The sequence below is a fragment of the Nostoc sp. genome, from assembly GCF_036917375.1.
In the GTDB taxonomy this organism is placed as follows: domain Bacteria; phylum Cyanobacteriota; class Cyanobacteriia; order Cyanobacteriales; family Nostocaceae; genus Nostoc.
Genome location: NZ_JBALDN010000105.1, coordinates 260,428 through 281,105 on the forward strand (window position 1 = coordinate 260,428; position 20,678 = coordinate 281,105).

The following is a 20,678-nucleotide window of genomic DNA, read 5'->3' on the forward strand; positions in this document are numbered from 1 at the left end:
ATTATGAGTTATGAGTTATTTATTCCTAGCTCTTAACTCCTCACTCCTAACTCCTAACTCCTAACTCTGCTGACCAATGACTAATGAAAAACCAGATTGGATACGATTGCACAAAGCCTTGGCAATAGAAGCTGAACGTGGCTTTACAGACTTGATGGGCAGAGAATACCGTTTCAGTGAATTTCTGAGCCTAACTTTGGGCAAATTTCCAACAGGCTTACCTCATACTGAACGCCGCCGTTGGCAAGGATTAGCGGTGCAATTTGCTAGTTATCCACATCTAGCACTGGAAGAAAGGCAGCATTTAGTAGCAGAGACTCGTAGGTATCTTTCCCAATTACAGCAAGAGGAGCAGCGGAAGGAGGAGCAGGGGGAGCAGGGGAGCAGCACTTCGGCTACGCTCAGTGACCGAGGAGCAGAGGAGCAAGGGAGAATTTATAAATCCAAAACTCAAAATCGTTCGACTGAGCGTAGCCGAAGTCCAAAATCTCCAATTGTTACTGAGGTGAGTCGGAGACTTGCACCAAAAATTGAACAAAAACTCAGTGATTTACCAGAAATAGGCTTTAAAAAAGCTGATAATTTGGCACGCCTTGGTTTACATACCGTCCGTGACTTGCTTTTCTACTATCCTCGTGACCATATTGATTATGCGCGTCAGGTGAATATCCGCGAGTTACAGGCGGGTGAAACGGTGACAATAGTGGCAACTGTAAAGCGTTGCAACTGCTTTTCTAGCCCTAAAAATCAGAAATTATCAATTTTAGAATTGGTAGTAAAAGATAACAGCGGTCAAATCAAAATTGGCCGTTTTTACGCAGGTACGCGCTTTAGCAGTCGCGCTTGGCAAGAAAGTTTAAAACGCCGTTATCCAGTAGGTAGCATTCTGGCGGCCTGTGGATTGGTGAAAGAAAGTAAATATGGGTTGACATTAGATAATCCAGAACTAGAGGTTTTGGCAAGTCCAGGAGATACGATTGAATCGTTAAATATTGGGCGGGTAGTACCAATTTATGGACTAACTGAAGGTGTCGTGGCGAATACAGTGCGACAGGCGGTAATTGCTGCTTTGCCTGCTGCGGCTAACCTGAAAGACCCCTTGCCAAGTGGTTTGCGGCAGAAGTATGGTTTGATGGAATTGAAAGATGCGATCGCTAATATTCATTTTCCCAGCGATAGCGCCGCCCTACAAGTTGCCCGTCGTCGCCTAGTTTTTGATGAATTTTTCTACCTACAACTTGGGTTACTGCAACGTCAACAGCAAGCAAGAGCGATTCAAACCAGCGCCATCCTTGTCCCACGCGGTCAACTTGTAGAGAAATTTCACGAAATACTGCCTTTTCAACTCACTGGCGCACAGCAACGAGTTCTCAACGACATTCTCAACGATTTACAAAAACCCGTGCCAATGAATCGTTTGGTGCAAGGTGATGTCGGTTCTGGTAAAACAGTCGTCGCCGTGCTAGCTATCCTTGCAGCAATTCAATCTGGCTACCAAGCGGCGCTGATGGCTCCCACAGAAGTTTTGGCAGAACAACACTATCGCAAGTTGGTTAGTTGGTTTAACCTCTTGCATTTACCAGTGGAATTACTTACAGGTTCGACTAAAGCTGCTAAACGAAGACAAATACATTCTCAGTTAGGAACTGGTGAATTACCTTTGTTAGTAGGAACCCATGCCTTGATTCAAGACCCTGTAAACTTTCAGCAATTAGGGTTAGTAGTCATAGACGAACAGCATCGCTTTGGCGTAGAACAACGGGCACGTTTGCAGCAAAAAGGCAATCAACCTCATGTGTTAACTATGACTGCTACCCCAATTCCCCGAACCTTAGCACTGACGATACACGGGGATTTGGATGTGAGTCAAATTGATGAGTTACCACCGGGACGGCAAAAGATTCAGACAACAGTATTGTCAGGTCAGCAACGCAACCATGCTTACGACCTGATCCGCCGAGAAATTGTCCAAGGTAGACAAGTTTATGTGGTTTTGCCTTTGGTAGAAGAATCAGAAAAATTAGATTTGCGATCGGCTGTTGACGAGCATCAAAAGCTACAAGAAAGCGTTTTTCCCGACTTTCAAGTAGGGCTGCTGCACGGTCGCATGAGTTCAGCCGAAAAGGACGATGCGATAACCAAATTCCGCGATAATCAAACGCAAATTTTGGTTTCTACTACTGTTGTTGAAGTAGGTGTAGACGTACCAAATGCTACGGTGATGCTCATTGAAAATGCAGAGCGATTTGGCTTATCGCAACTACACCAACTGCGGGGGCGTGTTGGTCGGGGCGCGGCTCAGTCTTACTGTCTGTTGATGAGCAGTTCCAGAAGCCCTGATGCTCAACAACGGTTGAAGGTATTGGAACAATCTCAGGATGGCTTTTTCATCTCCGAGATGGATATGCGTTTTCGCGGCCCAGGGCAAGTACTGGGAACTCGTCAATCTGGAGTGCCAGATTTTACCTTGGCAAGTTTGGTTGACGATGAAGAAGTTTTACTTTTAGCACGGCAAGCAGCAGAGAAAATAATAGAAATGGATGTTACTTTAGAGCGTTGGTATTTAATGAAAGAAGAGTTGAAGTATCGATATGAGCGCTTAATGGGTGGGGCGATTTTGACATAACATATCTGAGTTAGTTTAAGAGAGAAACTAGACTATGCATTCCTAACTTTTAAAAGTAATTTATTCTTTGGAGTCCCCTGAAGGTTCTTACTGTAGTTGCTGCAAACGAGCCAGAGCAAGAGTTATGATAAGCAATGCTGTGCATCTCTATTGCCCGGTCGGAGCTTCAACCAGTGTTGTAGACAACATGGGCTATTTTCTTCTGCTTGCCTTTTAAAGGAGATCCGAATTTTAGCTTCCTAATCCTTCTGCTGCTCTAATGGCACAGAGAAACTCTACAAATTTCTTAGAAGCTACTGGGGTCAATATCTCTGAAATTCAGTGGTTGCAATCCCAAGGTGGGGCCAGCGACAAACTCGCCACTAATCCAAGTAGTGTTGTGAATAAAGGCAAACCCCTCACCACTGCCATCGGAAATTCCCTCGGCTTCTTGAAAGTTATTACCAATGAATTCAGAACCACACCATTCAAACCATCTCAAATTAGCTCGTCGCAAGTCACTACAAATCAACTTTGGAGCCTTTCCCCTATAGTCAATATCTGGACAAATCAACTGACTATCCCTCATATCGCAACAAATGAAGTGAGCCGACAAATCGTCGCCCTCCAAGATGGCACCTTGCAAGTTGACGTGGCTAAAATAAGCACCGCACAAGTTAATCGATCGCAGATTGACCCCACTCAAGTCAACTCGATGCAAGATAATATCTCGGAAATCTCTTTCCCCATCAGCATAACGCTTGAGCAGTTCCTGGGCATTAACAACTTTGGGGGAGTTGGTTTCAATTCTTCCATCTGGCATAATAGTGTCGCAGAAAATAGTCCCTTCCGTGGTTCTAATACCAGTCAAATTGGCATTCCTCAAGTTACAACCAATCAATTTAGTTTCCCTCAAATCAGCACCACTGAGGTCAGTACTGGTCAAATCAACACCAATCAATCTAGTACTTTTCAAACTAGATCCTCGGAGATTGGCGTTACTCAAGTTACCATTAATCAGAGAAGCACTGAAACTAGTCCATTCCAAATTGGCATAAGTAAAGCTGGCATTAACCAGATAGGCGACTTTGAGCAAACACTCCTGCAAATTGACTCTGCTGAAATCAACGTCCATAAAACAGGTGTCGGAAATAGTAGTATGCTTCAACTTGATGCCAGTAAAGTTTCGCTCCCCAGTTTTATAACGTTTAATAATTTCCTCAGCCAAAGCACGTCCCCTGATAAATTCTTCAAATTCATCCACCACTCGACCCCTGCATTAACCAACGTATATTGTTCTAAATTAGCTGCTTCTAGCCCAATGTCGTCTTCCCCCCATTACCCGACATCCTGCATCTTTACACGGTTGATTACACGGTGGTACTTCCCAAAGGTGTTTAAATCACAATGCTTACTGCATTTCGGCATAGGCTTCATAGACACCCTTCACGTTGTACCAATTGAGGAAAATTCGGGCAATTTCTAAAGCTAATTGCGGTTTACCTAAGTTAATTAGCCATTGCAATAACGGAGCCATTGTCCGTTCATTTAACGCACCATTAAGTGATAAAATTCCCCAAAGTAAGCGATGCAGCCAAGTCATTTGAATCATCATTCGTACTTCCCATGTGGGATGCTTTTGATAAAACAAAACTCCCATCCGTCCGCGTTGAATTTCTTGGTCAATTAATCGGGGAATTTGTTCTAAGTTAAATGCTGGATGCCAGTGATATCCTACGGCTTCTGGACATTTAATTAGTGTCAAACCTAGTTTTTTCAGGCGCACACCTAATTCTAAATCTTCCCAGCCATAGAGTTGAAAACTAGTATCAAAAAGTCCGGCTTTATCTAACCAATGTTTGGGAATTGCTACATTTCCCGTAGCGAAAAAAGCCGCTGAAAAATCTGTGACTTTGTAGGGTTCAGCAGTTGGATTATTGAAATTACAAGTATTAATAACTGCACCGTAAGTGAAAAAGCGATCGCTCCCCAATTTCTTTTTCCCCTGCACTAGTGCGTCAGCATGAGCTTGCAGGAAATTCTTCAGCACTACAAGATCGCTATCAATAAAGATAATTGTGTCTCCCAGCGCCTCTTTTACTCCCAAATTCCGAGCCGCAGCTGGGCCAGCATGATCTTGTTGAAACCAGCGCACATGGGGAAACTCTTCTTTGTGTGCTGCTAACCACTCCAATGTGCCATCAGTAGAACCATCATCTACCAAGACAATCTCGTAATCAGTAACTGAACTTGGCTGACTTAACTCCTGCAACTCCAAGGCGCGGAGGCACTTTTCTAAAATCGGTTGGCGATTATAAGTCGGTATCACAACGCTGAAAAACACAGTCTCACCCACAACACTATTGATTATATCCATCTCCAGGATAGGACAGATGGGGCGCTGACACTGTTCCTTACTTGATATCGGGCTAAGGAAATAGTAAGAGAGATAATTTTTAGTTAATTCACTTATAACCTCAGCTTAATCATTTTCAACTAAAGTAAATAATAAAATAATTATCACTTTATTATTAATAATTTATTTAGGTATTTAAAATACCGCCAGTTTTCAGAAATAAAGTTTATTTCTATTAGTTTTTTCTGTCACACAGAGGAAAGTTGAATGTCTAAATTAAGTCGGAGAGAACTTTTAATATTTCTTGCTGGCAGTGCTGGTGCTGCTATTTTGGGAGACAAACTTCTAAATAGTTTTGCTAGTGGAGCAGAAGCAAAAACGCCCGGTATCAGCTTTACACCTGTACGCTTACCACATCCCCTACCAATTTATCAACAACAGAAAAATTTCTTGCCAACAGGAATTGGTCAGGGAGAAGTTGTTAATGCATCTGCGGATATTAAGTTAGGTAACTATAACGTTATTGATGATGTGATAGTACCGCCAGAGTACGAACGTTATGTAATTGTGAGTTGGGGCGATCGCGTCTTTCCTAACAAAGATGATTATTTCGGCTACAACAACGATTTCACTGGGTTTATTCCCCTTGGGAAAACTAATGATGTCGGGTATTTATGGGTGAATCATGAATACATTAGTTTTCCATTTTCTACTTTAGTTGTAGAAGATTCATCCGATCTGAAAGGACTGCCCGACGCATTTGAAAACGTAATTGGTTGGGCTTTACCCTCCAGCAGAAATATTGAAGTTGAAGGTGAATTTTTATATAATCAAGGCGGCTCAATTGTCCGCATCTCTCGCCAAAATAAGAATAAACGTTTTGCTGTAGTCAAAGATGCCAAAAATCGCCGCATTCATGGCCTTTCTGGGTTAGGAATCAATAGCCAACGCAATGATGACTACAAAAGTATCACAGCTTGGGGAAGCCGCAACCACCAAAAAGGTGACAAAAATTATTTAATTGGAACTGGCCCGGCTGCAACCCAAGTTTTTAATCTCTCCTCTGATGAATTGGGCAACAAAATTATTGGTACAGCTTTCAACTGTTCTGGCGGTAAAACTCCTTGGGGAACGATTTTATCTGCGGAAGAGAACTTCCAAAATAGCTTCACAGAAGGAGTCAAAGCTAATGGTACTCAGATAGATTATACAGAGAAAACTATCGGCAAGACTTTTGGATTAGTTGGCGAAAAATACGGCTGGATTGTAGAAATTGACCCGAAAAATCCGAAATTTCGTCCCCGCAAACACACTTCGTTGGGTCGTTTTCGCCATGAAAATGTTGCCCTGCGCGTTGAAAAAGGCAAGAAATTGGTTGCTTACTTGGGTGATGACAGACGTGGGGGACACACTTGGAAATTTGTCAGCGCAAATACTATTTCTTCACCCAGCAGTAAAACGAACAGTAGCTTGTGGGAAAAGGGAACTTTGTATGTTGCCCGTTACAATCCAGACGGTACAGGTAAATGGATACCGTTACTTTTAACTACTGCGACCAATCCAATTACACCGACAGTTTTATCTTCCGTAGAATTTGCTGCGTTGCAGAAGGTACAAAAAGAAGGTCTTTTACCATTACCGAAACGCAATGGGATTGCAGGTGAAACCAAAGATGGTGGTACATTTAAATGCGATCGCACTAACGAAGCAAAAGCACTACCTGATTATCAAAATAAGAAACTCTCTGATTTCTACACTAGCCAAGGTGCTGTTCTAAGCGATGCCTTTTTAGCTGCCAACTTAGTCGGGGGAACTCCTACAGCGCGTCCCGAAGATATAGAAGTGCATCCAACCACCAAAGAAGTCTTCATTGCCTATACTGATGGTGCGCCGGGAAGTGATGGTTATCCTGATTCGCGGATTTTTCAAGTTGCTAAGTTAAGCACAGATGCCAATGCGACTCAGCAATCAGGAGGACTGTACAAAATTATTGAAGATAGTGCCGATGCTACAGGTTTAACCTTCCGGTGGCAGAGATTTGTCCAAGGTGGCGAAGCCGGTTCAGTTAATGGTGCTGGTTTTGCCAACGTTGATAATCTAGTGTTTGACAATCAGGGAAATGTTTGGGGTGTCACGGATATGTCTACCGACACTCACAACGGTTTTAATGTAGGTGCTGAAGGTAAGCAAACGAAAATCGATCATACAGTTAGTGGTAATGTTTCTGATTTTACCGGAGTATTCGGTAATAACTGGCTGTTTTATATCCCTACCAGTGGTGCAAATGCCGGACAGGTAATACCGTTTGCTCATGGGCCAGTGCGTTGCGAAATGACCGGGCCAAGTTTTGTTGGAAATACACTGATTATTTCAGTACAGCATCCTGGTGAAGATTGTCCAATTAACGATGGCACAATGCTGAGTCGCAGCATTGAATTATTAGATTTGAATGGTACTACATTCAATCAAACTCGGAGTTTACCTCGTGGCAGTAGTTGGCCGAGTAATATATCGAAAACTGATGGTGGTAAGGAGCAAGCGACAGGTGTTCCCCGACCATCTGTAATTGGTATCTGCCCAAAAAATTCTCGCAGTAAGTTTATTTAACAAGACAGAATTCAGAGTTAAATTTTGAACGAAAAAGCTACGCGTTGCATCTCTAAGAAATGCAACGTGACTTATTCTTGTGAAATTTTATAGACAACAAAGGCTTTAGTCAATTACAGAATAAATCCCAATTAATCAAGATATAATCTGGGGTTAATTTAGGACTGCTATAGTTGCAAAAATCAGGCATGGAGATTTGCTTGTTCCTGCAACCACGGATCTACAGGTTGTCCATCTTTGCGGCGTAATTCAATTTCCACAACCATCACTTCTTTGGAACCAGGAGGTGCAGGTTTTTTATGGAAAATAATGTCATAATCTTCTGGATTGTGTTTATGTTCTTTCAACCATTCCTGTACCTTGGTTGTGGCAAAAAATGATTGACCTTGCTCAAACATTCGGGTAATCTGCAATTGTAGTGTGTAAGGATTTATGCGACCCATTTTCTACCACCTTTGTTAAGTTAATTTGAGGACAAGTAATCTACTGACCGTAGATAATCTAATGTTAATGCGAAGTAACCACACATGACACTTCCCATACAGGTAGAACTTCCAGTTTCAACGCCTTGTTATCTGTAAAAACAAGATCCGAACCTTGTTCGGTGGATGGTTTAAGAAAGTGCCGATGCTTTCGCAATTTGTCTTGCACTGGCTGATAAATTATTATTTGTACTGATTGACTTTCAACATCTTTAGCAGTAATCACAACATAGTAATATTATAGTAGTACCTCACCAAAAAGTGTCACAAACTTGACTACACTCTACGACTAAAGTTGTACGTACACTCAGGACGAGAAAACGGATTAGTTAAGGATTGCTCAGAATTTTACACTGCCTCTACAACATTTAACCACTTAATTCTGTTATAGATTGGAGAGAGGCACGCCGCTTCAAAAACTGACCAACAGACGCAGATGGTTGTTATGCAGAGCAAAAATCAAGCTGTTTTCGCTTTAATTGGAAAAAGTACTATTGTATTTTTACCCTTATTGTTATCCATTGGAATTGCCAGTGGACAATCTGCACCATCACCCAACCCAGCACTAACTCCGACTCCGGTGTTATCGAATTCAGAACGGGAAGAGTTAGCACGACTACGAGCAGAAAAACGAATTCAACAGCAAGTCCAATCTGATTTTAAGAATACTTTTAGTCGCACAACCATATTACTCGATGTTTGGCTAGTTATACTAAGTCTCTTTCCAGTCGCAGTCATTGCTTTGTTATGGCTGTTGCGACGGGTGATAATTCGGGAAATTGTTGATAGGGCAATGCAACAAGTCCAGGGAATGGAAAAATTACAAAATCAGCTAACCACCGTTAAACAAGAAGCTGAAAATGTTATTCAAGATGGGAAAAAAATAAATTATGAATTAGAACAGCAAACGACTGCTTTACAACAAAAAATTAAACACGAACAAGAAAATGTATCTATTCTGATATCCGATCTAGATTTAGCTAAGGCGCAGGTATTAAGTAGATTAGAAGCTGAACTAAAAAAATCTCAAGAAAATATAGAAAATTTAGAATCCAAATTTGCTTCGGGACTATCTAAGTTAGAGTTTGATGCTCAACAAGAAAAAGATATAATTTTTGATATTTTAACAAAATTACAGTCAGAATTTGTAGAAAAGTTATCCGAATTACAAGTTGATGCACAAAGGCAAAAAGAGATTGCCGTTGACAGTTTAGGTATATTTGAGCAGGAACTTAAATCTCAATTATCTGAATTACAGTTAGATGCTCAAGAACAAAAAAATAAAATTCTTGCCAGTTTAGAAGTATTGCAGTCAGAATTTAAATTTCAATTATCTGAATTACAGGTAGATGCTCAAAAAGCCAAAGAGCTAATCATTGAGAATTTAGAAAAATCTGGTTCTGAGTTTAGTTCGGAATTTTCAGAATTACAATGGAATGCTCAACAACAAAAGATTCTCATTTTAGAAAAGTTAGAAAGATTAGAAACTGAGTTTGTCTCTCAACTTTCTGAATTACAATTGGATGCCCAAGAAAGAAAGGATCTGATTCTTCAAGAACTAACAGAAATTACGCCGGAATCGATTCTAGATGTGGTAAATTCTGAATTTGAACAAGAAATACAGGAACAGCCGCAACAACCGGAATTGACTGCTGATGAGTATGTAAAACAGGGAGACGATCTGTTTTCTCAAAGGCGCTATGAAAATGCGATCGCAGCTTACAACCAAGCAGTTAAAATCCAACCTGATGAACCTGTGAGTTGGTTAAAACGCGGTCTAACTCTGGGAAGATTAAAACGCTACCAAGACGCGATTGCATCTTACGATCGAGCGATTGCGATTCAGCCAGATTATCATCAAGCTTGGTGCGATCGCGGTGTTGCTTTTGGGAACTTACAACAGCATCAGCAAGCCTTTGCCTCATTTGATAAAGCTACACAAATCAAACCTGACGATGCCGTTGCTTGGTTAAATCGCGGTCTTTCCCTAGTAGCATTAGAGCAATACGAAGAGGCAATAATCTCCTTTGAGAAAGCGCTGGAATTCCAACCTAATTCTCCCAAAATTTGGGATAAACATGGTTATACATTGGTAAGATTGGGACGCGATGATGAAGCGATCGCTAGTTTTAACAAAGCTTTAGAAATTAAGCCAGATTACGCTAGTGCCTATTATAACAAAGCAGCCTGTTACGCACTGCAAAGACAAGTTGACCGATCTCTGTTAACTTTACAACAAGCGATTGAACTTAATCCCAGGTATAAAGAAGACGCAGCAACTGACCTCGATTTTGATGATATTGCCGACGATGAGCGTTTTAAGCTGTTAATTGCAGAATAAAATGTCATTTGTCATTCGTCATTCTCCCGCGCTCCTCTGCTCCTCTGCTCCCCTGCTCCTCTGCTCCTCTGCTCCCCACACCTGGGTTATGTTCGCTAGACATCGCTTTGAGTTTAGATGTAAAAGAATCAGAGCGATCGCTTGTTTCGGGGGTAAATTGCTCGATTGGGGCATGAATAGGAGCAGGTGGGAGCAGTTTTGGCTGTCGTTGATGATGGTTTTGTGATGGGAAAGGCACTGGACTTTCTTGTGAAGTTTGCTTTTGGCTGACAGCAGATAATCGCTCAAGGGTTGCTGAAGAGGTAAATTTCGCCGAAAGCGGAGACTTTAAGGCGGTTTTATTGTCTTTATCTTCCTGCTTTCCTTCTTCTTCACTCAAAGATGTCTTTGGTTGATAACTTTGCAGTTGGAGAATTGCAGTATTGCTGTGTTGATAGCCGTTGCGAATCTTAGCTGGTGGTAATTGAGGACTCGTCACTTGCTCTACAGTGGGTTTTCTCTTGGCTGGCGGTAGAGCTGGCGCAGCCGATGACGTTAAGTTTTGGGGAAACTTGCTACAAATCATCCGTTCAAATTCCATGTTGAAATGATATGTAGCCTGATCCCGGCGCTGCCAAAATACTAAAATTTGCTGCACAGAAACCGCTTTATAACGACCTTGATATAGTGCCTCAATCACTGCCAGGTGTAGCCAATTAAGGGGGTATTGCGTTTGCCAACGCTCAACTAGCTCATTGGCACTATACCCACCGAGATCGAAACTATAGTTAATTAATAAGGCGATCGCCAAGTTGGCAGAGGTGTCTGGAAGTGTTGTTAACATGGGGCTATTAGCTTTAGGCAATAGGTCTAAGATTTGTCACCCATCGCATATTAGCCTAGCGTGCTTTTAACTACATGGTTTATTTTTCCAAGAGTTGCCGAGCCGATAGGCAGTGTTCCTTATTCTACTTGTGAACTTCTAGAATGCAACCCCACATAGACTGATTTAATCGCAGATGTTCGCCCAATGGCGACTAATGCCTGATAAACCATCGCTGCAACTTCGGCGCGTGTTGCAAAACGTAAAGGTGCAAGTACTTTCGGATCTGGATAGTTGACAACTATTCCCCGTTGTGTAGCAGTGGCAACGGCTGTCCGGGCATAGTCGGGAATAGTATGACGATCGCTATATACTTCTACAACACCGCTATCAACAGCTGGTAATCCCAGTCCGTTTACTAAGGAGACAATCACCTGTAGCCGCTGCACACTTCGATCGGGACGGAAAGTGCGATCGCTAAATCCACTAACAAAGCCACCGCTAGCTGCGATTTGGATAGCGCTATAAGCCCAAAAATCCTTGGGTACATCCGTAAAATCAGGAGATGGGATTTTGGGAAATGGATTAAAAGCGATCCCTACCAAAGCTGCATATTGGGCGCGAGTCATGGGTTTATCTGGCTGATAACTACCATCGGCAAAAGCATGAGTTAAATCCATCCTCGCTAATGCCTGAATAAATGGTTCTGCCCAATGCCCGTTTAGTTCGGGAGAGGCGGGAAGGGGAGGGGGAGACAAGGGGACAAGGGAACAAGGGGACAAGGGGGGTTTTTGAGGTGGGGATTCTGTCGAGCTATCAGAGAGACTGGTGTTAACCGTTACTCGACTGGTTGGGAGTAATTCTACCAAACCCTTGACTAGAGACGGATTTAATTGATTACCTACGGAAACTAGCTTTTGTGTAGTGGCATTATATAAATCAAATTCACTATGATCGCGAAAAATATTATCACCTGGATCTGCGCTATTACCTAAATCTGGGACTGCATTGCCATTGACTAATAAACCACCTTGGGTATTTTTAGTAAGCAGATTTTGACGCAGTACAGGTTGGGCATTACGAGAAAGTGCGATCGCCGTGCGATTTTCTGATAATTTATTATTGGCGATCGTTGGCGCAGCAAAGTCACTAATTGCTATACCTAAAGGGTTTCTTTGAAATACATTCCGCAGTACTTCTCCCTGGCTATGACCTGCCATTACTAACCCGCTAGCAGTATTTTGCACAAATACGTTATCTACAATTGTGGGTTTGGCTGTACCAGTTGTAAACACACCTTCCCGCCCACAGTTGCTCAGAGTATTGTTACTTACAGTAGGTACAGCCGATTCAATCCAGATAGCAGTACCTTTGGCTGAGGGATTAGTAACAGTTACACCTAAAAGACTGGCATTATCTAGCAAGAGCAGTGTAATATTTTGTATACCAAAACTGGGACTTTGAAACTCACCACTCCCGGAAATTACAATCCCTATACCTTTGTTAGCTTCATTACCCACCACTGTCGCTTCTCCAGGGACGATTAGTGGAAACACCTCACCACTAGCAGCGTTGTAAGTCCCCGACTCTAGATGAATTATCGTCGGGATTTTGGTTACTTTTAAAGCACGGGTGAGGCTTTTAAATGGACTCAACCGTGAACCAGTATTGCTATCATTCCCTGTCATAGGGTTGACATATAGTGTGACGACGAGGGTAGAGTTCACCATTGATAATTGAGAGTCAATTGTTTTAATTATGACAATCGTAAATAACACTACTTGTAGCAAACTTTTTCACAGTAATATCCTTGTGTATAAAAAATATATCCACCTGACTTTTTCTGACAAGCAGCTCGTGTGTACACAAAAGTTATAGACTCTTGTGCAACATTCCAAGCTCTCATCTCAATGGCATTATTAGGGACTTGCAAAAAATAAATTATCCCAAATTATTTGTATATTTGTAGGGGCGAAAGGCCTTGCATTGGTGTCAACTTAACGTGAAAGCCAGCCCAGAACCAGCTTTTACATATTGTTCTCGTTTGTTTCGTTCCCAGTCTCCGACTGGGAATGCTGTCCTAGAGGCTCCGCCTCCCTTGCTGGCAGCAGAGCCGCAATTGAAGTGCATTTCCAGCCCAGAGGCTGGAAACGAGATTTGAAAAGGCTTCAGCTTAAGTTGATACGTATGGAGGCCTTGCGCCCCTACAATGAAATATTTATTTAACTGGAAGTCCCTTAGCCAGAACAATGGCATTGTCAGTCAAAACAATGCCATTGCAACTCTAAAAAATTTGTGTGTAAGCTGTCGCGTCTGCGCAGAGGAGATTAAGGAAACCAGCGCGGTCTTCTCCCTTGGCGCTAGTCTCTCCCTTTGGGAGAAGAGAAGACTCCAAGAGCAATACCGCGAGCGTCTAGAGTCTCCCCAAGAGTATCTGGCGTGTGAGGTTCTCCGAGGTTAATTAAGTAATCAAACAAACATAAAATGAAGCTCAAGTTTCGAGTTTTAATCTCGGTGTTCCGAGGTACTGTTCTGGTTAATGTATTGAGTCAGTGTAAAAAAATGAAATTAGACATGCTCATCCAGAATAGTTCCTTCTATATTGGCTCCATCCAAATTTGCTCCACTCAAATTTGTCTGGTTCAAATCTGCTTGAGTGAGATTTGCCTGGGATAAGTCGGCTACAGTTAAGTCTGCACCACTTAAATCCGCTCCATCTAGATTCGCCGCTATCAAGTTTGCTTCCTGCAAATCCGCTTCACTCAAATTAGTTTCAATCAATTTAGCAACCGTCAAATCAGCGTGACTCAAATTAGCTCCATCCAAAGCTGCTCCATCCAAAATTGCTCCATCCAAAATTGCTCCGCTTAAGTTGCTACCACTAAGATCCGCATTGCTCAAATCTGCTCCATTTAAGTCTGCTTCAATCAAACTGGCGTGGGCTAAATTAGCGTGACTCAGATTAGCTCCATCTAAAATTGCTCGATCTAAAATTACGCCACTAAGATTGGCTTCTCTTAAGTTGGCCTCGCTCAAGTTGATACCAGTAAAGTCTCTGACACCTGCGGCATAGTTTTTCAGGAGTTGATCTGCTTTCATATCTGTCGCTGTGCTAAGGAACGTTTAACTAATTCGTAATTCGTAATTCGTAATTTTTGTGTGTAATTGCCCTTTATTTATATATACGTGGCTTTTTTCAGTTTGAGTGTTTAAATAAGAGTCTGAAACAGTCTTTAATTAGAATTACGTTAGCGCAGTAGTAGCGAGTCTGCAAGAAATCGATTATGAATAATTTTGGACTATCCAGACTAACAGTAAATCCCCAGCACGCGCTACGGAGGATTAGTGCGATGAATCAAACTAGAGTAAATATCGAATCAACTTTGTTTAGACTAGCTATTTTTAACTACTAGTGCCACTACCTAGAGTTGTGAGTTAATTTCATACTTGCGAGGGATGTCGCTCATCTTAAAAGTTTAAGCATTAACGTGAGTTTCCAACGGAGGCTCACGTTAAGCATTAGTGCAAGGCGATCGCTATACTCAATTGTGGTGTTCGTCTGCTAAAGGTTATGGCAAAACCAATTCCTATTCTTTTGCAGATTATGATTCTTACGACTGAAGCAGATAGTTCATGTTTCCCCACCAACCACTACATCTCGAATTCGGAGGCTAGGGCCACCACAACCCACTGATAAGCCGTTTTGCCCTCCTTTACCACAACCGCCGGATTCATCCCAATAGAAATCATCACCAAGTGCCTCAATATCCGCTAAAGTTTGGAATACATTTCCCGAAAGCGTCACATCTCGGACAGGTTCAGCAATTTTGCCGTTCCTAATCATCCACGCTTCCCCAGCACTGAAGGTGAACATTTCCCCATTCGTCATCCCACCTAACCAATTACGGGCATATACTCCTTCTTTGATATCGGTAAATAAGTCTGCAACTGGTGTTTTACCCCGTTCAATCCAGGTATTTGTCATCCGCACAATGGGAGTAAAGTGGTAGTTGAGACAGCGGGCGTTACCCGTAGGCGCTTCCTCCAATTTGCCAGCAGTTTCACGAGAATGTAAACGTCCCACTAAAACTCCATCTTTAATGAGTTGAGTGGTAGTAGCTGGTGTGCCTTCATCGTCGTAAAAATAGCTACCGCGATGTCCTTCTGGAGCCGCACCATCAAAAATTTGCAGTTCTTCTGGCCCAAACCGCCGTCCGATGGTCATAACTTCTAGCAGATCGGGGTTTTCGTAAGCCATATCAGCCTCAGAAAGATGTCCGAAGGCTTCGTGGACGAATAAACCCGCGAGAATTGGGTCAATGACTACAGTGTAAGTATTGCCTTTGACTGGTGGTAGAGATAAAGCGGCGATCGCTCTTTGAGCAGCACCTTGTACCTGTTCATCCAAACTAGTTAAATCTTCGTAAGCTTTGCGAGAGCCAGTAGTCTCCCGTCCAGTTTGTACAGTTTCGCCATTTCTGGCGGTGGCTGCAAAGCGCATTTCCATATCCACCCAAGATTGCTCGATCAAAGTACCTTCGGAAGTAGCAATGATGACTTTTTGGGTGCTATCACCGTAACGCACCGAGGTAGTGGTAATTCGGCGATCGACGCTTTTAAGCAATTGGGCATAGCGATCGCACAATTGTTTTTTCTGCGAGAGGGGGATATTTCGGGGATCGGTACCTTTTAGGGGTAGAGTGCATACTGCTTGCACCGGGTCAATGGGTGCAAGTAAAGTTTCTTCATCACCAACCATCCGCGCAGCTGCGATCGCTTCTTCTATGCGCTCCTCGATTGTTGCCAGCTGGTTAAAGCAGCTCAACCCCCATCCGCCCTTATAACAAGCGCGAATATGTCCGCCAATAGAGATGCCTTCACTGAGGGTTTCTACCTTGTCGCCACGCAACAAGATATCAGTCCCTTCTGCTTCTTCAAGGCGAATCATCAGATAATCTACACGCCCTGAGTAGCGAGCGATCAGGTCAGAAAGTAAATTTTGTGCGTCAGCAAGTGTAGTCGGCATTTTCAATTAGTAACAATGACGAACTGCATTTATTTTGCAATTATTTGGGGAATTTCTGCTACTTAATGTTCGGGGTTCGCCCATGAGGGCTAGGGGAGCAGGGGAGCAGGGGAGCAAGGGAGAAGTTGCAGAAAGTTTTTCCCCTCTGCCCCTCTGCTTATGCCCCATGCCCCATGCCCCATGCCCCATGCCCCATGCCCCATGCCCAATCTTGAGTTACGGTGGGTAAGAACTCAATGATGTGCTAAGATAATCAAGTGAGAATAAAATTCGGTTACATTCTTTGTTTTTAGTATTGACAGGCTTTTTCCTTTTGGTCTTAACAAGCTTGCCTCCGAAATCTAAATCTCTACACACCTATGATTTTGGAGATAATGCATGTCAATTTATGTAGGTAATCTATCCTACGAGGTCACACAAGATGACCTCAATTCTGTGTTTGCCGAACACGGTACTGTAAAGCGGGTTCAGTTACCTACTGACCGTGAAACAGGACGTCCACGCGGCTTTGCCTTTGTAGAGATGGGCACAGAAGCTGAAGAAACAGCTGCCATTGATGCTCTTGATGGAGCTGAATGGATGGGACGCGACCTGAAAGTCAATAAGGCTAAACCAAAAGAAGATAGAGGTGGTTCTTTTGGTGGTGGTGGCGATCGTCGCGGCGGCGGTGGCGGTGGATACAATAGATCGCGCTACTAAGCTTTAAGATCAAAAATTAAGTTTTAACGTCTAGAGGGCAGAATCATTATCTGCCCTTTTTGCGCTTCGGTCTACTGGATAGCTTAAATTGCCCAGTACCAATTAAGTAGGAGATGATAAATGACCCAAGTATTTGTGGGCGAAAATGAAGGAATTGAGTCAGCCTTACGTCGATTTAAGAGGGAAGTTTCCAAAGCAGGTATTTTTCCAGATATGAGAAAGAATCGTCACTTTGAAACACCTTTGGAAAAACACAAGCGCAAAGAAGTTGCTAGACACAAACAACGCAAAAGAAATTTCCGTCGTAATTAATAATTAGCGATACCTCTGGTTAGTTATGCTAACACACTCTCTCATTAGATTCTTGGCTGTCGAAAAGGCGATCGCTGTACTCCAAAGGAGAATCTAATGAGCAAGTTTTGAACTTTGGCAACCTTTCCTGATATAAGCTATCTATCAAAATCATTATAAATTTGTTTGAGTTACTGCTGTTCTGTATTAATCAGAATTTCCAGGATCAACTAATTAGAAAATAAGTCAAAAATATTCTTAATAATAAGCTCCACCCAATACTGCTCGGTTAAAGAAAAAAGGATCGGGGAAAAAGGAGTGGAAGGCTCGATATATTAAGATTTTTCTTTGCCCTTTAACCTTTTTCCTTTCCCCCAAAACCAGATATTAATTTCTTCTAAGAGGATGTTTGAAAAGTCATGATTGATGTATCAAATATTTTTTACCCCACCCTAACCCTCCCCGTATGTATTGGGGAGCCACTGCGTTGGGCGGGCAATACCCGACTTGAAGCACGTGGTGTGAGGGAACTGGATTTTTCGGTTTCCCCTAATACATCGGGGGGATTAAGGGGGGTGATTAAAATCACAGCCAACCACTTTTCAAACGACCTCTAAGTACGAGCACGCGTAATCTGAGCAGTATCAAAGTCTTGTAGCCGAGTCATATTTCCACTGTTTTTATCAACAATAAACACAGCATTAGGTGTCTCATATCTCATCGCTCCAAAGGCGAGGAGTTGACCTGTTGTAGAGCAAACTAAGCTTTGTAAGCCATTATTCCATGCTTGACCATTAACTTTCAATTGTCCCAGTCTGATGGGCTTTTTTTGATTTGGATCTAGCTGCACCAGAGTTGTCTCACCATACGCACCAACTATAGAGGTGTAAAGTATTCCATCTGGGGACTCAGCTAGATTGCTGACCCGCTCATCCTCCAGGAATTTAACCTTACTAATAGAACTTATCTCTCCTGTTTGAAGGTTAATATCTACCAATCTGATTGGTGGTGTACCGTTCTTCTTACCTACTAGACCAATGAGTCGCCCATCATTAGTACCTAGCAAGCTCCCAAGCTGTTGATTTGGTTTAAGTCCTGAGACTATCAAAGTTTTTATAGACGTACCCAAAAATGTAATGCGAGTAGGTGTCGCCTGTCTTCGCCTAAGCGCAACCGGAGTAATGGCTACAACGAGTGTGCCATCGCTTAAAGAGGTAAAACCACTCAATATCTCATTAGGCTCTAATAGAGGTGTAGTTTTATCCGTAAATACCTGAGTCTTGCCTGTCATTAAGGATTGCAAAACTAGTCCTACAGGCTTAATCTCTGTGCTTACACTGTTTAGGGCAGTGTTCTCTACTAATTCAGTGGTGTTTACCTCTGTAATAGCCGTTTGGTCAGTATCAACGATTGGGCTAGAACCTATACCTACAATATTTAAACTTGGTGTTTCTGCCCAGGCTTTCTTGGTTAGATAACTAAGTCCAGATACTACAGTTCCAGCAAGTGCCAACTGTCCAAACCGTCGACGTGATACCTTGTAATTCATCTTTTCCTTCCTAAAATTAATGGCTTTTATTAGGTAGCAGTGCGAACACAAACAGATAGGGCTAATATATTTGCGTCCAGGTTGCTACTGAGGGTGTTCCATTGTTGTCACTAATAAAAAGCATGTACCAGCCTGGGGGTGCGACGTTTCGATTGTTTATGACCGTGACTTTAAGAGAAGTAGCGTTTCTAGAAACAATGGGTGCATCCACTAACCTTTGTTCTGTATCGCAGGAATGGGTAGTTGCCATTGGTCTAATCAGACTAACCCATTTAATATTCGCAGCCTGGGGTGTCTGAATCGTAAATTGCTGCCCGTAGGTAACAGTTTGAGGAGCGCTCTGAATAACTGGACGCGATCGCGACATATACGCAGGACTATAGATTTCTAATCGCAGTTCATTGACCGTCCGTTGAGGGTTCCCCCCAGCTGTGACGACCCTACCATCTGGTAGGAGCAAGGCCACCGAGTGATATACGCGGGGGACAGTTTGTTTAGCTACTACTGTCCAGGTATTTGTAACTGGATTGTAGATTTCTGCTGGCAGCATTGATTGTGTTGTGTCTTCATTCATTTTGCTACCATTGCAAACAAACACTGTGCGATCGGGCAACAAAACTGCGCTGTGATGCATCCGGGCATAGTTTAAAGGCTTTGCTGCTACGTAAGTTGGATTACTAGCTTTTAAATCGACAATATTGACCCTCTTGGTTGCTGTCTTACCACTACCCCCACCGAGAATCATCACCTTTTGATCTTGTGCAGGTGGTAAAAGCACACTGGCAGCTTGATCGCCAAAAGCTATGTCTTGCAGCCCTGTCACCACTTTTTCTGTAATGGATTGTGTAAATGTCTCTGGCAGAGTTAATATCCTTGGTGTCACTCCACTAACACCCATCTGAGCACCTGAATAAAAAATTTTTCCACTATTTAGTAGAAACAGATGCGCGTATGGCGGTATGGCACTAGTTGTGGGAAAAGCTTTCCAACCATTTGGAAAGAAAGCAGAATAAATTTCTGGTTGTCTATTGAGCTTGCCATCTTTATCCGGCCCAGACACTGCTAAGACTCGACCGCTGCCTAGTGTTAACACAGTAGGATACCAGCGACCATTATTCATTGATAGTATCTTGACCCATTTCTCAGCAATGGGATCGAACATCAGAGCATAGGGTGAACCATAAAATGGGTCATAGCGCAAAGTTCCACCTGCAACCAGTAACAGACCATCAGGGCGGAAGGAGTGACCAGCGCAAAAAAGATCCATAGGTTGATTGTTACTATCCAATGGAGGCGCTTGACGCGAAAAGGTTCCCTTGTTTATATCCCAGACCACACTGTCATAGGGAGTATTTAACCGATTGGGATCGTTACCTGAGCCACAGAAAAAGAATATTTTACCAGTACGAAGTAAAGCGGCATGTATAGGTAGGATTGGAGCCTTGTACGACAATACTTGCCATTTATCTGTAGTAGTAGCTAGAGCAATGGAAGTCCCTAAATCTGTTGCCTCTTGAAGGTTAGTGTTGTTATTAGGTTGAGTCACTTTATTTACAATTATTCCTACGTGAACTTCATTTTTTATACTTTATTTTATTAATTGATTTCTCAATTTATATCTATACTTCTTTAGGCTTATTTAGCGTTAAGATATGATGTGTTTCATAATAAGGAAATGTAAAATTAGATGTTATCAATAGTAGTTGGGCTATCAATCATACATCCTAGAGAGTATTTAAATTAAGCTTTAACTACATTGCTATTATCAATAATACTACATCTCATTCACGAAGTTTTCTTATAGAATATTTTCTCGCAGAATAAAATAAATATTTTTGGTTTTGCAGCCTCAATTTCTGAAATCATCGAAAATCTCTAGTCACTTTTAGATAATTAGATAAATTGATAAAAAGCTTGTAT

General features: G+C 42.4%; 14 protein-coding genes. 5 read left to right on the forward strand and 9 right to left on the reverse strand.

All coding sequences use genetic code 11. From position 1 onward, the window contains the following. Positions 1-76: 76 nt before the first annotated feature. A complete protein-coding gene (recG, locus tag V7K45_RS29365) occupies positions 77-2,626 on the forward strand; it encodes an ATP-dependent DNA helicase RecG (RefSeq protein WP_335008936.1) in 2,550 nt (849 codons plus the stop codon). A gap of 286 nt (positions 2,627-2,912) precedes the next feature. Here the strand turns inward: recG and V7K45_RS29370 are convergent, their stop codons facing one another. Then, the gene (locus V7K45_RS29370; RefSeq protein ID WP_335008938.1) at positions 2,913-3,872 is read right to left on the reverse strand and encodes a pentapeptide repeat-containing protein; all 960 of its coding nucleotides are present in this window, start codon (positions 3,870-3,872) and stop codon (positions 2,913-2,915) included. A gap of 144 nt (positions 3,873-4,016) precedes the next feature. Then, entirely contained in the window at positions 4,017-4,976 is a 960-nt protein-coding gene (locus tag V7K45_RS29375) for a glycosyltransferase family 2 protein (RefSeq protein WP_335009025.1), read from the reverse strand. Between the two features lie 252 nt (positions 4,977-5,228). Between V7K45_RS29375 and V7K45_RS29380 the strand changes: the two genes are divergently transcribed. Beyond that, on the forward strand, positions 5,229-7,568 hold the full coding sequence (locus V7K45_RS29380; protein WP_335008940.1) for a PhoX family protein: 2,340 nt from the start codon (positions 5,229-5,231) through the stop codon (positions 7,566-7,568). 182 nt (positions 7,569-7,750) lie between these two features. Here V7K45_RS29380 and V7K45_RS29385 read toward each other — a convergent pair whose 3' ends face one another. Continuing rightward, positions 7,751-8,011: a hypothetical protein gene (locus V7K45_RS29385; RefSeq protein WP_179068682.1), complete on the reverse strand. Its 261-nt coding sequence runs from the start codon at positions 8,009-8,011 to the stop codon at positions 7,751-7,753. A gap of 484 nt (positions 8,012-8,495) precedes the next feature. On the opposite strand from V7K45_RS29385, the gene V7K45_RS29390 reads away from it, so the two are divergent. Continuing rightward, on the forward strand, positions 8,496-10,391 hold the full coding sequence (locus tag V7K45_RS29390; RefSeq protein WP_335008942.1) for a tetratricopeptide repeat protein: 1,896 nt from the start codon (positions 8,496-8,498) through the stop codon (positions 10,389-10,391). Between the two features lie 4 nt (positions 10,392-10,395). Here the strand turns inward: V7K45_RS29390 and V7K45_RS29395 are convergent, their stop codons facing one another. The 4 genes from V7K45_RS29395 to V7K45_RS29410 form a co-directional block, all read right to left on the reverse strand. Continuing rightward, entirely contained in the window at positions 10,396-11,214 is an 819-nt protein-coding gene (locus tag V7K45_RS29395; protein WP_335008944.1) for a hypothetical protein, read from the reverse strand. A 119-nt stretch (positions 11,215-11,333) separates the two neighbouring features. Continuing rightward, positions 11,334-12,923: a DUF1565 domain-containing protein gene (locus V7K45_RS29400; RefSeq protein ID WP_335008946.1), complete on the reverse strand. Its 1,590-nt coding sequence runs from the start codon at positions 12,921-12,923 to the stop codon at positions 11,334-11,336. Between the two features lie 838 nt (positions 12,924-13,761). Then, positions 13,762-14,292, reverse strand: a complete 531-nt coding sequence (locus V7K45_RS29405; RefSeq protein WP_335008948.1) for a pentapeptide repeat-containing protein — start codon at positions 14,290-14,292, stop codon at positions 13,762-13,764. A gap of 532 nt (positions 14,293-14,824) precedes the next feature. Further along, positions 14,825-16,219 carry a TldD/PmbA family protein gene (locus tag V7K45_RS29410; RefSeq protein WP_335008949.1) on the reverse strand — a complete coding sequence of 465 codons (1,395 nt, stop codon included), beginning with the start codon at positions 16,217-16,219 and terminating at the stop codon, positions 14,825-14,827. 378 nt (positions 16,220-16,597) lie between these two features. On the opposite strand from V7K45_RS29410, the gene V7K45_RS29415 reads away from it, so the two are divergent. Both V7K45_RS29415 and rpsU read left to right on the forward strand, forming a co-directional pair. Continuing rightward, complete coding sequence (locus tag V7K45_RS29415; protein ID WP_335008951.1) at positions 16,598-16,918, forward strand: RNA recognition motif domain-containing protein; 321 nt, start codon at positions 16,598-16,600, stop codon at positions 16,916-16,918. 120 nt (positions 16,919-17,038) lie between these two features. After that, positions 17,039-17,230: a 30S ribosomal protein S21 gene (rpsU, locus tag V7K45_RS29420; RefSeq protein ID WP_069073774.1), complete on the forward strand. Its 192-nt coding sequence runs from the start codon at positions 17,039-17,041 to the stop codon at positions 17,228-17,230. Positions 17,231-17,822: 592 nt separating this feature from the next. Here the strand turns inward: rpsU and V7K45_RS29425 are convergent. Then, positions 17,823-18,758 (reverse strand): hypothetical protein, encoded by a 936-nt coding sequence (locus tag V7K45_RS29425; protein WP_335008953.1) that lies wholly within the window; start codon positions 18,756-18,758, stop codon positions 17,823-17,825. Between the two features lie 61 nt (positions 18,759-18,819). Then, positions 18,820-20,304, reverse strand: coding sequence for a galactose oxidase-like domain-containing protein (locus V7K45_RS29430; protein ID WP_335008955.1), 1,485 nt, complete (start codon positions 20,302-20,304; stop codon positions 18,820-18,822). Positions 20,305-20,678: the final 374 nt, after the last annotated feature.